At 74.0% G+C, this 13,153-nt stretch carries 11 protein-coding genes; 7 read left to right on the top strand and 4 right to left on the bottom strand.

Annotation, left to right across the window (positions count from 1 at the left end; translation table 11 throughout):
- Window positions 1-130: 130 nt before the first annotated feature.
- Together WME98_RS39025 and WME98_RS39020 are read right to left on the bottom strand one after the other, a co-directional pair.
- A complete protein-coding gene (locus WME98_RS39025) occupies window positions 131-1,159 on the bottom strand; it encodes a cytochrome d ubiquinol oxidase subunit II (protein ID WP_061623256.1) in 1,029 nt (342 codons plus the stop codon).
- Window positions 1,149-2,600: a cytochrome ubiquinol oxidase subunit I gene (locus WME98_RS39020; RefSeq protein WP_437946793.1), complete on the bottom strand. Its 1,452-nt coding sequence runs from the start codon at window positions 2,598-2,600 to the stop codon at window positions 1,149-1,151. The genes WME98_RS39025 and WME98_RS39020 overlap by 11 nt, the downstream gene beginning before the upstream one ends.
- A 146-nt stretch (window positions 2,601-2,746) precedes the next feature.
- Here WME98_RS39020 and WME98_RS39015 point away from each other — a divergent pair, with 146 nt between their 5' ends.
- The 3 genes from WME98_RS39015 to WME98_RS39005 are packed head-to-tail and all read left to right on the top strand — an operon-like array spanning window position 2,747 to window position 5,863.
- Window positions 2,747-4,057 (top strand): thymidine phosphorylase, encoded by a 1,311-nt coding sequence (locus WME98_RS39015; RefSeq protein WP_437946792.1) that lies wholly within the window; start codon window positions 2,747-2,749, stop codon window positions 4,055-4,057.
- 40 nt (window positions 4,058-4,097) lie between these two features.
- Window positions 4,098-5,108, top strand: a complete 1,011-nt coding sequence (locus WME98_RS39010) for a sensor histidine kinase (RefSeq protein ID WP_437946791.1) — start codon at window positions 4,098-4,100, stop codon at window positions 5,106-5,108.
- Window positions 5,109-5,158: 50 nt separating this feature from the next.
- On the top strand, window positions 5,159-5,863 hold the full coding sequence (locus WME98_RS39005) for a response regulator transcription factor (protein WP_044988231.1): 705 nt from the start codon (window positions 5,159-5,161) through the stop codon (window positions 5,861-5,863).
- A gap of 101 nt (window positions 5,864-5,964) precedes the next feature.
- On the opposite strand, the gene WME98_RS39000 is transcribed toward WME98_RS39005, so the two are convergent.
- Window positions 5,965-6,405 carry a hypothetical protein gene (locus WME98_RS39000; RefSeq protein WP_020734897.1) on the bottom strand — a complete coding sequence of 147 codons (441 nt, stop codon included), beginning with the start codon at window positions 6,403-6,405 and terminating at the stop codon, window positions 5,965-5,967.
- A 129-nt stretch (window positions 6,406-6,534) separates the two neighbouring features.
- Complete coding sequence (locus tag WME98_RS38995) at window positions 6,535-7,002, bottom strand: DUF3293 domain-containing protein (RefSeq protein ID WP_020734896.1); 468 nt, start codon at window positions 7,000-7,002, stop codon at window positions 6,535-6,537.
- A gap of 285 nt (window positions 7,003-7,287) precedes the next feature.
- Between WME98_RS38995 and WME98_RS38990 the strand changes: the two genes are divergently transcribed.
- Genes WME98_RS38990 through WME98_RS38975 form a run of 4 tightly spaced genes read left to right on the top strand, consistent with a single transcriptional unit; the run spans window position 7,288 to window position 13,146 of the window.
- Complete coding sequence (locus WME98_RS38990) at window positions 7,288-8,346, top strand: ABC transporter ATP-binding protein (protein WP_437946790.1); 1,059 nt, start codon at window positions 7,288-7,290, stop codon at window positions 8,344-8,346.
- Window positions 8,343-9,089: an ABC transporter permease gene (locus tag WME98_RS38985; protein WP_437946789.1), complete on the top strand. Its 747-nt coding sequence runs from the start codon at window positions 8,343-8,345 to the stop codon at window positions 9,087-9,089. The genes WME98_RS38990 and WME98_RS38985 overlap by 4 nt, the downstream gene beginning before the upstream one ends.
- Window positions 9,089-10,801 carry a GldG family protein gene (locus WME98_RS38980; RefSeq protein ID WP_437946788.1) on the top strand — a complete coding sequence of 571 codons (1,713 nt, stop codon included), beginning with the start codon at window positions 9,089-9,091 and terminating at the stop codon, window positions 10,799-10,801. The genes WME98_RS38985 and WME98_RS38980 overlap by 1 nt, the downstream gene beginning before the upstream one ends.
- Window positions 10,801-13,146, top strand: coding sequence for a DUF4340 domain-containing protein (locus WME98_RS38975; RefSeq protein ID WP_437946787.1), 2,346 nt, complete (start codon window positions 10,801-10,803; stop codon window positions 13,144-13,146). The genes WME98_RS38980 and WME98_RS38975 overlap by 1 nt, the downstream gene beginning before the upstream one ends.
- The last annotated feature ends 7 nt before the right edge of the window (window positions 13,147-13,153 follow it).

Below are 13,153 nucleotides of genomic sequence, written 5' to 3'. Positions count from 1 at the left end.
GGCGCCAGGACGGACAGAGAGGCCCTGTTCCGCTCACCGTCCTCCCACCTCTCGCCTCTCCATGGGTAGGACGAGGTGGTCCGGCCAATTCGACTCCCGCGACTTCCGCGTACCTCGCTGCTACTCCCGCTCAATGAGCGTCATCGCTGTCCGACGCGGCCCCCGCCCGGCCGCTGCCGAAGACGCGGAAGAGCACGTACAGCGAGGGGAACAGCAGCACGAATCCGACGCCGAGGACCCAGACAAGCAATCGTAACGTCCTCGGGTTCGCCGCCGCCCCCGCGAGCGTCACGTCCGGCACCACCAGGTACGGGTACTGCGAGGCAGCCCAGCCCAGCAGGATCAGCGTGACCTGCGCCGCCGCCGCGAAGCGCGCCAGACGGAAGCGGCGCGTCCACAGCCCGAAGAACGCCGCCGTGGCCGCAATGCCCGTCGTGACGTGGAGCGGCCACGTGATCGGATGATCCGTCAGCCCCTCTCGGATGAGCGGGGCGCCCTCGAACGAGGCCCCGAAGGACGCGAGCGCGAGCGCCGCGACCACGCAACCCGAGACGAGCGCGCGCAGACGGAAATCGTCGACGAGCGCGGGCTCCGTCGCCTCGTTGGTCAGGTAGACCGCCGCGAGGAACCCGAAGAGCGAGAGCGCGAACAGCCCGACCATGAACGGAAACAGCGAGAGCCACGGCGCGAAGAAGCCGCTCGTCACCACCCCGGACGCCACCCGGATCCGCCCCGACGCCACCGCGCCGACGATCATGCCGAGCAGCACCGGCGCGATCACGCTCGCCAGCGAGAAGAGCAGCCCCCAGCGCTTCTGCCGCTCATCGCGCCGCGAGTCGTAGCTGCGGAAGCTGAACGCCGAGCCGCGGAACACGACGCCGACGAGGAACAGCGTGAGGGGGACGTGCAGCGCGACCGAGATGGCCGCGAACGCCGGAGGAAACGCGGTGAAGAGCAGCACCACGACAAGGATGAGCCACACGTGGTTGGCCTCCCAGATCGGGCCCATGACCCGCTCGATGAGCGCGCGCTGCTCCTGCTTGCGCGGGCCGGAGGCGAGCAGATCCCAGACGCCGCCGCCGAAATCCGCCCCGCCGAGCAGCGCGTACAGCACGAGCGCCGCCACCATCACCCCGCCGAGGAGCCACTCAACGACCATCGGCCGCGCCTCCCCCGAGCGCGCGCATCCCGCCGCCGCCCGCCGCCCCGAGCGCGCGCGGCTCGCCGCCGCCCGCCGCCCCGCCCTCGTACGGCCCACCGCCGCCCGCCGCCCCGCCCCCCGGCGGCGCGACGTCTCCCGTCACCGCCAGCGGCGCCGCGCGGAGCTGGCGGACGAGCAGGTAGGTCACCACGACGCCGAGGAAGACGTAGAGCGCCGTGAAGGTCCAGAAGGGCGCCTCGAGGTGCGGGAACGGGGTCACCGCGTCGCGCGTGCGCATCGCGCCCCGCACGATCCACGGCTGGCGGCCGAACTCCGTCACCAGCCAGCCGGCCTCCATCGCCACGATGCCGAGCGGGCTCGCGAGGACCACCGCCCAGAGGAACGGGCGCTGATCCGGGATCCCCCGGCGGCGCCACGCGAGCGCCGCCGCGACCAGCGCGAGCAGCGCCATCGCGGAGCCCGCGCCCACCATCACCTGGAACGAGAGGTGCGTCGCCGTCACCGGCGGCCACTCGTCGCGCGGGACCGCGTCGAGCCCCGGCACCACCGCGTCGGGATCGGCGTGCAGGAGCATCGACAGGCCCCCCGGGATCTCGAGCGCGTAGTCGACCTCGCCCCGCTCCACGTCGGGCAAGCCGCCGACGAGCAGCGGCGCGCGGGCCGAGGTCTCGAAGTGCGCCTCCATCGCCGCGAGCTTGGCGGGCTGGCCCTCGCCGACCTCGACCGCCGCGAAATGGCCGACGAACGGCTGCGCCAGCGCCGTCACCCCGGCGATCGCGAGCGTCACCGCGAACGCCTTGCGGAACAGCGGGCTCTTCGGGTGCCGCAGGAGCACGAGCGCGTGGATCCCCGTCATCACGAACGCCGTCGCCTGATAGCACGCGAGGATGCCGTGCAGCGTCTCGTGCTTCCACGGCGGGCTGAACATCGCCGCCACCGGGTCGATGTCGGCCGGGCGGCCCCCCACCATCGTGAACCCGGCGGGGTCGTTCATGCACGCGTTCACCAGGATCACGAAGAACGCCGAGAGCGCGCCGCTAAGCGCCACCAGCGCGCCCGAGAGCAGGTGCAGCTTCGGCGGGAGCTTGCCCCGGCCGTAGAGGTAGATGCCGAGGAAGATCGCCTCCGTGAAGAACGCGAACCCTTCGAGCGAGAACGGGAGCCCGATCACCTCGCCGAACGTCCCCATGAAGCTCGGCCACAGGAGCCCGAGCTCGAACGAGAGCACCGTTCCCGAGACCGCGCCCACCGCGAACAGGATCGCCGTCCCCTTCGCCATGCGCTTCGAGAACTCGAGGTAGTCCGGATCGCCCGTCCGGTGCCAGAGCGCGTCCGCGATGACCATGATCAGCGGCAGCGCCACCCCGGCGGCCGCGAAGATCATGTGAAATGCCAGCGAAAGGCCCATCTGGGCCCGTGCGTAGAGGAGGCTGTCCATGAGGCCCCGTACGGCTCCCTTCTCCGGTGCGACCGCGACCGGCGCCGCGTCCGCTCTCCCGCGGCGGCGGCCCGCGCGCTCCCGGCGACCATAGGGATGCGCGCGCCGGGGACAAATAGGGTCGAACGCGGCTAAGCTCCAGGGCGATGCAGACCCTTGTCGAGCTCGTCGCGAGGAAGCGCGACGGCGGGCGGCTGTCCGAGGACGAGATCGCGCGGCTCGTCCGCGCCCACGGCGACGGCGAGCTCGCCGACTACCAGATGAGCGCGCTGCTCATGGCCGTCTTCTTCCGCGGCATGGACGACGCGGAGACGGTCGCGCTCACCCGCGCGATGCTCCACTCGGGCGACGTCCTCGACCTGTCCGACGTGCCCGGACGGAAGGTCGACAAGCACTCCACCGGCGGCGTCGGCGACAAGGTCTCGATCTGCCTCGCCCCCCTCGTCGCCGCGTGCGGCGTCCCCGTGCCGATGGTGTCCGGCCGCGGCCTCGGCCACACGGGCGGCACGCTCGACAAGCTCGAGGCCATCCCGGGGTTCGACGTGGCGCTCGACGCCGCGACGTTCGCGCGCGTCGTCCGCGAGGTCGGGACGTGCATGATCGGGCAGACCGCGCGGATCGCGCCGGCGGACAAGCGCATCTACGCGCTGCGCGACGTGACGGCCACGGTCGAGTCGATCCCGCTCATCGTCGCGAGCATCCTCTCGAAGAAGCTCGCCGAGGGCATCGACGCGCTCGTGCTCGACGTCAAGGTCGGGCGGGGCGCGTTCATGAAGACCCTGGACGACGCCCGCGCGCTCGGGACCGCGCTCGTGCGCGTCGGGACCGCGGCCGGAAAGCGCGTCTCCGCGCTGCTCACCGACATGAGCGCCCCGCTCGGGCGCGCCGTCGGCAACGCCATCGAGACCCGCGAGGCGATCGAGGTGCTGCACGGCCGCGGGCCGGGCGACCTCGTCGCGTGCACGCTCGCCCTCGGGGAGGAGATGCTGATCGCCGGCGGCGCCGCGGCGAGCGCGGCCGAGGCGCGGCCGAAGCTCGAGGCCGCCATCTCGAGCGGCGCCGCGGCCGAGGTCCTCGCGCGGATGATCGCGGCGCAGAAGGGCGATCCGGCCGTGGTGAACGACCCCGGCCGGCTGCCCGGCGCCCCGGTCGTCGTCGACGTCGCGGCCGAGGGCGAGGGGTACGTCGTCGCCGTCGATCCGCTGGAGATCGGGCTCTCCGCGGTCGCGCTCGGCGCCGGGCGGACGCGCGCCGACCAGCGCGTGGACCCCGCCGTGGGCATCGAGCTCGCCGCCGCGCGCGGCGATCGCGTGGACCGCGGGGCCCCCCTCGCCCGCATCCACGCCCGCCGGGCCGACGACGCCCGCGCCGCGGCCGCTCGCGTCCGCGCCGCCTTCCAGCTCGGCCCGGCGCCCGCCGAGGCGCCCGCGCTCGTGCTCGAGCGCATCGAAGCGTAGGCCGCTCGCGGCCGCCGCGCCGCCCCACTAAGCTCCCGGCATGCGGACCCCGCGGCGCGACCTCACCACGCTCGGCTACCGGCGGATCATCCAGCTCCTCGTCTACCTGGTCATCGTCCCCGGCGTGCTCCTGTCGGGCGTCGGCTTCCTCCTCCTCGTGCTCGGCGAGGCCCAGTACAACCTCATCATGGGGATCCTGGTCCTCACGTTCTGCGGGACGCTCGCGACCGGGGTCATCCTCGTCTGGGTCTTCCTCCGGCGCGAGCGCAACCTGTCCGAGCTCCAGGCGGATTTCGTGTCCAAGGTCTCGCACGAGCTGCGCACGCCGCTCACGTCGATCCGGATGTTCACCGAGACGCTCAAGCTCCGGCGCGGCGACACGCACAGCGAGGATCGCTGCATCGACGCCCTCACCAAGGAGAGCGCCCGGCTCCAGCAGCTCATCGACCGGCTGCTCGACTGGGGGCGGATGGAGAGCGGCCGGCGCGTCTACGAGCTCTCGGAGCAGGACCTCGGGGTGGTCATCCACGAGGCGATCCACGCCTTCGAGCCGACCCGCGAGAAGCGCAGCGTCGAGCTCGACGTCTCCGTCGACGCGAGCCTCCCGCCCGTGCTCTGCGATCGCAGCGCGCTCGTCGACGCGATCGTGAACCTGCTCTCGAACGCCTACAAGTACGGCGGTCAGCCGAGGAAGATCAGCGTCTCCGCCGATGTCAGCAACCGGTCGGCGCTGATCACCGTCCGCGACAACGGCAAGGGCATCGCCCGCACGGAGCACAAGCGGATCTTCGAGAAGTTCTACCGGGTCGACGACCTCCTGGCCCGGCAGCAGGAAGGCTCCGGGCTCGGGCTGTCGATCGTCAAGCACGTCATCCGGGCGCACGGGGGCCGGATCCTCGTCGACAGCGAGCCCGGGAGGGGCAGCACCTTCACGCTCGTGCTCCCGCTCCGGGGCTCGCCCAGGGCGACCGCCGCGGCGCTGCGTCCGGCGGGCGCCAAGGCGCCCCCCGAGGCGGCGGATCGCGGCGTCAGGGCGGACGCGTCGCCGTAGACGCGGCCGCCTCCGGTCCGGACATGAACATGCTAGAGGACGTGCTCAGCATGACCCGGAACCCTCAGGCACCGGCCCGGACCGTCCTGCTCGTCGAGGACGATCCCAGCATCGCTATGGGTCTCGAGATGAACCTCACCGCCGAGGGCTACCGCGTCGAGGTGGCCGAGGACGGCGAGCGCGGGCTCGCGCTCGCCCGCGCCGGCGGGATCGACCTCATCATCATCGACGTGATGCTCCCGCGGCTGAACGGCTTCGAGCTCCTGCGCATCCTCCGGAACGAGCGGCGTACCCTGCCCGTGATCATGCTGTCCGCGCGCGGCGCCGAGATGGACAAGGTGATGGGCCTCGAGCTCGGCGCCGAGGACTACATCACGAAGCCGTTCAGCCTGGCCGAGCTGCTCGCCCGCGTGAAGGCGGTGCTCCGGCGCGACGCGATCGCGCGCGCGGACGGGGCGCAGCTGCGCGCCGGCGACATCGTGATCAACGCGGCGACGCGCGAGGTCCGCCGCGGCGAGGCGCTGATCGAGCTCACGGCGACCGAGTTCGACGTCCTGCTCTGCCTCGCCGAGGCCGGCGGCCGCGTGCTGTCCAGGGAGCAGATCCAGGCCAAAGTGTGGGGCCCGACGCACCACGGCACCCCGCGCACCATCGACAACTTCATCCTCCAGCTCCGCAACAAGCTGGAGGACAACGCGACCGCGCCGCGCCACATCCTGACCGTGCGCGGCGTCGGCTACCGCTTCGTCCCCTGATCGCAGGCCTCGCCGGCCGCGTCGCGCCGACGAGGGCGCGCGCCCTCGTCGCCGCGCGCGCCCCCTCGTCGGCGCGAGCGCCCTTCCGGGCAGAGGGCCCGTCAGGGCGCCTGACAGAACTTGTTGATGTTGTCGACCAGCGGGTCTTCCTGCTTGATCGCCTTCTCGATCGCGGCCTGGGCGGTGTTGCTCTTCTCGGCGTCGTTCGCGTCCGCCGCGGTCGCGAGATCGCGCGCCGCCTTGGCGACGTCCTTCGCCATGGCCTGGTACTCGCCCGAGAACTTCTGCAGCTCCGGGGTGGTCAGCTTCACCTGCGCCGCGTCGGCCGCCACCTTGTCCATCGCATCGGCCATCGCCTTCAGCTCGCTCGACCCGCCCTGATCGGCGCCGGTCTTGGTGCCCTTCTCGATGCTCTGGACGCCCTTGTTGATGACCTCGATGAGCGCGTTGCACTCCGAGACCTTGTTCTGGCCGCAGCCGCCAGCGCCGGCGACGAGCCCGAGCGCGGCGACGAGCGCTGCGAGGGTGACCTGGGTGCGCATTCTGCTGTGTCTCCTCATGTGGTGAGCGAGGCCGGTCCGCCCATCCCTAAACGCCACGGCATGAACCCACATTTTGCGGGTATGTTTCAACATGGAATCGGCGTACCGCGTCCGCGGGCGCCGCCCGGGTCACGCTCGAACCCGCCAGTTGCCCTGGAAAGTTCGGCCGATGTCGTCGGCTGTGGGATCCGTGATGATGAGCTCCGGCCGGCCGCCTTGCGCGAACACGATCGTGTTCTGCCGGAAGACGCGGCCGAAGGCGATCGCCTCGTCGCGGTCCATGCCGTGGACGAGCCAGGCCGGCTCGCGCCAGATGCCCTCCGGCTCCGCCTCGGATCCGACGCATGGCTCGACCCGGTAGCACCCGAGGATCAAGAGATCGCGGAGGACGTGGTGGCGCTGATCGTTGACCCGGCGGGGGATGAGCATCGAGCGCGGGTTGTAGGCGGTGAGCACGGCGAACTTGCGGGTCAGGAGCTCGGGGAGCCCGGCCTGATCCTGGACGATCTCGCCGTCGAGCGAGACGCGCAGCGTCCCCGCCGCCGTGGGGAACTCATAGATGGTCGAGAAGTACGACCGGAGGAGCGTCTGATCCATCGTGAAGCGGTGGGTGTGAGGGGGCCGCGGCGCTCGGCGCACCGGGTGCGTCGCCTTGCAGAGGGGCCCGTGGCGTGAGCGCCCGGGCCGCCGGGCGCGACGGCGGAGGGTTACCAGAGACGCGCGGCTCTGGCTACTCGCCGGCGTCCCGCGCCGCCGGCGGCGCGCGGGAGCCGGCGCGCGCTTCCCCTGCCCCGCCCGGTGCGCTAAGCGTTCCGCGCGATCGCCCGGCCCGCCCGCGCGCGCCGCGCCGGCCGCCCTGACCCCCTGCGCCCCGATGTCCCGATGATCGAGGTCGAGCACCTCTCCAAGTCCTACGGCGCCCACCTGGCGGTGAGCGACCTCTCTTTCCGGGTGAGCCAGGGCGAGATCGTCGGGTTCCTCGGGCCGAACGGGGCGGGCAAGAGCACGACCCTGCGCATCCTCGCGGGGTTCCTCGGCGCGACCTCCGGCCGGGTGCGGGTCGCCGGCCACGACCTCGCCGAGGAGCCGATGCGCGCGCGCGCGTCGCTCGGGTACATGCCCGAGACGTCGCCGCTCTACCCGGAGATGCGCGTCTCGGAGTACCTCGCGTTCCGCGCCGAGCTGAAGCTCGTGCCGCGGCGCGCGCGCCGCGAGGCGGTCGCGCGCGCCCTGCGCGACGCGCGCGTCGAGGACGTCGCGAGCGTCATGATCGGCCACCTCTCGAAGGGCTACCGCCAGCGCGTCGGCCTCGCGGACGCGCTCGTCAGCGATCCGCCGCTGCTCATCCTGGACGAGCCGACGGCGGGCCTCGATCCGAACCAGATCCGCGAGGTGCGCGCGCTCGTCCGGAGGCTCGGCCGCGACCGCACGGTGCTCCTCTCGACGCACATCCTCTCCGAGGTCGAGGCGACGTGCACGCGCGCGATCGTGATCGCCCGCGGCAGGCTGGTCGCGGAGGGCTCGATCGAGGAGATCCGCGCGATGCGCCGCGCGTCCGGCGTGCGCGTCGCGGTGCGCGGCGCGGCGGACGCGGCGCTCGCGGCGGCGCGCGGCGCGGCGGGGGTGCGCTCGGCCGAGGCGGAGGAGGCCGGCGACGCGGTGCGGCTCACGGTCGAGTTCGACGCCGGCGCCGACCCAGGCGAGGCGACCGAGCGCCTCGTGAGTGCGCTCGTCGGCGCGGGCCTCGGCGTGCGCGAGCTCGTGCCCCACGCTCCGTCCCTGGAGCAGGTCTTCTCCGAGCTGACCGCCGCCGATGATGCGCAGGGCGGCGCCGGCGAGCCGGGCGCGGCCGCGGCGGGCGACGCCGGCGCGCCCGCCGGACGAGCGGCCCGGAAAAAGGCGAGCGCGGCGCGGCGCGGCGCGGTGAAGGAGCGGCGGTGAGGGGCTTCTGGCCGATCTTCAAGCGGGAGCTCTTCTCGCTCTTCGTGACGCCGCTCGCGTGGGTGCTGATCACCACGTTCCTGCTCGTGCAGGGCGTGCACTTCTTCCTGATCGCGACCCAGTTCGCGGGCGAGGCGGAGCTCTCCGCCGACACGGGGCCCGTGCAGGTCTTCTTCGGCCAGACGATCCTGATCTACCTGCCGCTGCTCTTCGTGTGCCCGCTGCTCACGATGCGCCTCTTCGCGGAGGAGCGCCGGAGCGGCACGATCGAGGCGCTCCTCACGGCGCCGGTGGGCTCCGCGGGCGTCGTGCTGTCGAAGTACGCAGCGGCGCTCGTGACGTACGTCGCGATGTGGGCGCCGACGCTGCTCTACGTGGTGCTCATCGCCAGGACGGGCGAGCTCGACTGGCGGGTCGTGGGGTCGAGCTACCTCGCCGTCGTGGCGGTCGGCGCCGGCTACCTCGCGATCGGGACGATGACGAGCGCGCTCACGAAGAGCCAGCTCATGGCCGCGGTGCTCAGCACGATGGCGGTGATGGGCCTGTTCATCCTCGGCATCGGGGAGTTCATCTTCCCGGACGGCCCGGCGCACGACCTCTGCTCCTACGTCTCGGTCTGGACGCAGATGAACGATTTTTCTCGCGGGATCGTCGACCTGCGCCGGCTCGTGTTCGACGCGACGGTGGTCGCGCTGCCGCTGTTCGTGACCGTGCGCGCGGTGGACGCGTGGAGGTGGGGCTGATGGGCGACGAGCGGCCCGATCCTCCGTCGGCGCACGAGGAGAGCCCGCCTTCCCGGGTCCCTCCGGGTACTTCGCTCGGCGAGAAGCTCTCGACGAGCGTCGGGATCATCGCGGCGATGGTGCTCGCGGTGCTGGTCAACCTGCTCGTCGCCCGCCACTACAAGCGCTGGGACTGGACGCAGGGCGGCCTGTACACGCTGAGCGACGCGACCGTCTCGACGCTGCGCGCGCTCGAGGAGCCGATCCGCGTCTACGTCCTGCTCTCCGAGGCCGACCCGCTGACGCTCTCGGTGCGGCACCTGCTCGACGCGTACCGGGCCGAGACGACGCGGCTCGAGGTCGCGGTGACCGACCCCGACCGGCGCCCGGCGGAGTTCCTCGCCGTGCAGCAGCGCTACGGGGTCGTCGCGGGCAAGACCGAGGACGGGCGGATCGTCACCGACGCGGCGATCATCGTCGCGCGCGGGGACCGGCCCCATTTCCTCACCGCAAGCGACCTCGTCGAGGTCGAGGACGAGGGCGACCTGCGGGCCCGCCCGCGGCTCGAGCAGGCGCTGACCGGCGCGATCCGGAGCGTCCTCCGCAGCGAACAGCCGAGGGTCTGCTTCGCGAGCGGCCACGGCGAGAAGTCGATCGAGGTCGGCGGCGCCGGCGGGCTCGCGGCGCTCAAGGACCGGCTCAACAAGAACAACTACGAGGTCGTGGAGCTCGGCGGCCGCCGCGGCGGCCACGACCACGGCGACGACGAGGAGCCCGGCGCCGCGCCGGAGGCGCCGGCGCCCGAGGCCGATCTCGGCCGCTGCCGCGTGCTCGTCCTCGCCGAGCCGAGCCAGCCGGTGCCCCCCGGCGACGTGGCCCGCTACCGCGCGTTCATCGAGAAGGGCGGCAGCGCGCTGCTCGCGATCGGCCCGGTGCCGGACGAGAGCGATCAGCGGTACGTCGACCTCGGGCTCGCGGGCCTGCTCGCCGTGGCGGGCGTCGAGCTCAGGTCCGACTTCGTGTTCGAGCTCGATCCGAAGCTCCGCTCGACGCAGGGCTTCGGCGAGACCTTCTCGCCCGTCGTGAGGCCGCACCCGATCACCGAGGGGCTCGTCAAGGCGGCCGACCAGGGGCTCGGCCCGGTGCTCACGGTGGCCAGCTCGCTCGCGCCCGCGACGACCGGGCCCGTGGCCCCGGCGCCGCTGCTCGTCACGAGCGACAAGGCCTTCGGCATGGTCGACTTCTTCGGCTGGGCCCGGGACCCGTCCGAGCCGAAGCCGCGCGACGGCGATCACCCCGGGCCGCTCACGGTCGCCTACGCCGCGGAGCTGCCGAAGTCCGCGGGCTCCAGCGCCGCGCACGGGCCGCGCGTCGTGGTGATCAGCTCGCCCAGCGCGCTCTACGCCGCGAACTGGCAGAGCCCCGAGCTCCGCGGGACGGCCGTGTTCGTCGAGAGCGCGCTCTCCTGGCTCGCCGCGAGCCCGCCCATGCTCGACATCCCCGACAAGCCCGCGGTCACCGCGGGCCTCCGGCTCAGCGAGGACGCGCTCGCCGGCGTCTTCCGCTACGTCATCGTCTACATGCCGCTCGCCGCGGCCCTCCTGGGCCTCGCCGTGCACCTCTCGCGGCGCGGCTCCGAGCGCCGCCCCAGCAGCCCCGACGACAGGCGCGGCCCCGGGTCCCCGGCCGGGCGCGGCGCGCCGGGCGGGGCCGAGCGCGAAGGGGCGCCGTGATGCGGCGCCTCCGCCGGCACGCGACGACGCTGATCCTCGTCGCGCTCGCCGCCGCGGCGGCCGTCGCGCTCTTCGTGCTCGACCGGGGCGCGGTGTCCACCGACGAGGCCGCGCGCCGCAAGAAGCACCTGTTCGAGGCGTGGCGCCCCGACGAGATCACCGAGCTCACCGTGACGGTGGCGCCGCCCGGCGCGCCGCCCGCCGCGCAGCAGACCGCGCGGCTCACCCGCGGCGACGTCGACGACGCCGGCCAGCGCCCCTGGAGCGTCGAGATCGACGGCCAGCGCTACCCCGCCGACGAGCCCACGGTCGATCAGCTCCTCGGCACGCTCGAGTTCGCGACGGCGGAGCGCCGCGTCTCCGCGGAGGCGAGCGATCGCGCCGCCCTCGGCCTCACCGCGCCCCGGCTCACGATCGCGCTCGCGATGGGCCCGCGCCGCGAGCGCCTGCTGCTCGGCGGCGGCGCCCCGACGCCGCCCGGCGCGGTCTACGCCGAGGTCGCCGGCCGCGGCGTCTTCGTCATCACGAAGCAGCTCGCCGCCGCCCTCGACGTGCCGCCGGATCGCTTCCGTACCCGGAGCTTCGTCCCCTACCTCCCGTCGGAGCTCTCGGGGCTCACGCTCGAGGGCGCGGGCGGCGCGCGGCGGTTCTCGCGGGCCCCGTGGGGCGGCGGCCGCGGCGCCGGCTTCCATTTCGCCGAGGGCTCGCCCGAGGGCAGCGGCGTCCGGGTCAGCGCGCCGGCGCTCGACCTCGTGCTCTCGGCGCTCGGCCGCATGCAGGCCGAGGCGTTCCTCTCCGACGAGGAGGCCGAGCAGGCCGCGGCCTCCGGCGGCCCCCGGGTCACGCTGACGCTCCTGCCGAGCGATCCCTCGGCGAAGCCCGGCGTGATCGACGTCGGCGGCGCCTGCCCCGACAGGCCGGACCACGTCGTCGCGGTGCGGCGCGAGCCCACGCGCGCGGCCGCCTGCGTGCCCGCGAGCGTGCTCGAGCCGCTCACCGAGGAGGCGTCGCGCTTCGTCGACCTCGCCCTCGTCGCCGCGCCGCTCGACGAGGTCGCCGAGGTGAAGCTGTCGGCCGGCGAGCCCGGCGCGCGCTCGCTGGAGCTCGCGCGCGCCGGCAGCGAGTGGCACCTGCGCGCCCCGGAGGACCGCCCCGTCCCGACCGAGACCGGCCGCGCCCTCGTGCAGGCGATCCTCGACGTGCGCGCGGCGCGCCTCCTCCCCGCGGCGAGCGACCCGAAGGCGCTCGGCCTGGATCCGCCGCGGGCCACCCTCCGCGTCGTATCGACGCCCGCGGCGGCCGGCGAGGGCGAGCCGCTGGAGCGGATCGAGACGCTCGAGATCGGCGCCGAGCAGGCCGGCGTGGTGCGCGTCCGGCGGCTCGAGGACGGTGCGATCGCCGAGCTCCCGGCCGCGGCCGCCGGCGCGCTCCTCCCGTCCGAGGTGTCGCTGCGCTCGATGGAGGTGTTCGATTTCGCGCCGGATCAGGTCAGCGCGCTGCGGATCGAGCGCCCTGGCCTGGTCCAGCGGCTCCGCCGGACGGGCGAGGGCGCGTGGCAGCTCGTCGAGCCGACCGGCGCGGGCCTTTCGGCCGACGGCGGGCTCGCGGACGAGCTCGCCGCGCAGCTCGCCGGCCTCAAGGCCGAGCGCTGGGTCGCCGTGGACGCCGCCCAGGGCTACGGGCTCGCCGCGCCCCGGCTCGTCGTCGAGGCCGAGCTCACCGCCGCGGAGGGCGGGGGCGCGTCCGGCGCGGCGTCGCGCGCGGCGCGGGTGGAGCTCGGCGCGCACGCCGGGGCGGGCTCGTTCGCGCGCGCCGACGGCGGCGCCGCCGTGTTCGTCGCGCCGCCGTCGCTCGAGGCCGCGGCCGGGCGCCTGCTGCTCCGCCGCGACGTCTTCCTCGTCGCGCCCGAGGACGTCGCGCGGGTGACGCTGAGCCCACGGGACGGCAAGCCGGTCGTGATCGAGGGCTCTCCGCACGGCTTCACCGTCGCGGGGGCGGCCGATCCGGCGAGCGCCGCCGCGACCGCCGCGCGCGTCCGGGACGCGCTCGCCGATCTGCGCGCCGAGGGCGCGGTGGCCCTGGGCTCGCCGGAGCGGCACCACGGCCTGAGCCCGCCGCGGCTCCGGGTCGCCATCGAGCTGACCCGGCCGCAGCCCGCGCCGGCGGGCGCAGGCGCGTCGCGCTCGTCCGAGGGGTCGTTCACGATCGCGATCGGCGCTGGCGACGCTTTCCGTGGCACGAACGTCTTCTATGCCCGCCGCGACGGCGTGAGCGCGGTCTACGCCATCGCGCAGTCCCGGGTGAGGCCGCTGCTCGAGGCGGCGGGCGTCGCGGGCGCCGACTGAGCGGCCC

Origin of the sequence: Sorangium sp. So ce296, assembly GCF_051529605.1 — a bacterium.
GTDB classification, from domain to species: domain Bacteria; phylum Myxococcota_A; class Polyangia; order Polyangiales; family Polyangiaceae; genus Sorangium; species Sorangium cellulosum_D.
This window is presented reverse-complemented; position numbering and strand designations above follow the sequence as displayed.

Coding starts and splice junctions, on each gene's coding strand:
- WME98_RS39025 (WP_061623256.1), bottom strand. CDS start 1,159: ATGGTCGTTGAGTGGCTCCTCGGCGGGGTGATGGTGGCGGCGCTCGTG.
- WME98_RS39020 (WP_437946793.1), bottom strand. CDS start 2,600: ATGGACAGCCTCCTCTACGCACGGGCCCAGATGGGCCTTTCGCTGGCA.
- WME98_RS39015 (WP_437946792.1), top strand. CDS start 2,747: ATGCAGACCCTTGTCGAGCTCGTCGCGAGGAAGCGCGACGGCGGGCGG.
- WME98_RS39010 (WP_437946791.1), top strand. CDS start 4,098: ATGCGGACCCCGCGGCGCGACCTCACCACGCTCGGCTACCGGCGGATC.
- WME98_RS39005 (WP_044988231.1), top strand. CDS start 5,159: ATGACCCGGAACCCTCAGGCACCGGCCCGGACCGTCCTGCTCGTCGAG.
- WME98_RS39000 (WP_020734897.1), bottom strand. CDS start 6,405: ATGCGCACCCAGGTCACCCTCGCAGCGCTCGTCGCCGCGCTCGGGCTC.
- WME98_RS38995 (WP_020734896.1), bottom strand. CDS start 7,002: ATGGATCAGACGCTCCTCCGGTCGTACTTCTCGACCATCTATGAGTTC.
- WME98_RS38990 (WP_437946790.1), top strand. CDS start 7,288: ATGATCGAGGTCGAGCACCTCTCCAAGTCCTACGGCGCCCACCTGGCG.
- WME98_RS38980 (WP_437946788.1), top strand. CDS start 9,089: ATGGGCGACGAGCGGCCCGATCCTCCGTCGGCGCACGAGGAGAGCCCG.
- WME98_RS38975 (WP_437946787.1), top strand. CDS start 10,801: ATGCGGCGCCTCCGCCGGCACGCGACGACGCTGATCCTCGTCGCGCTC.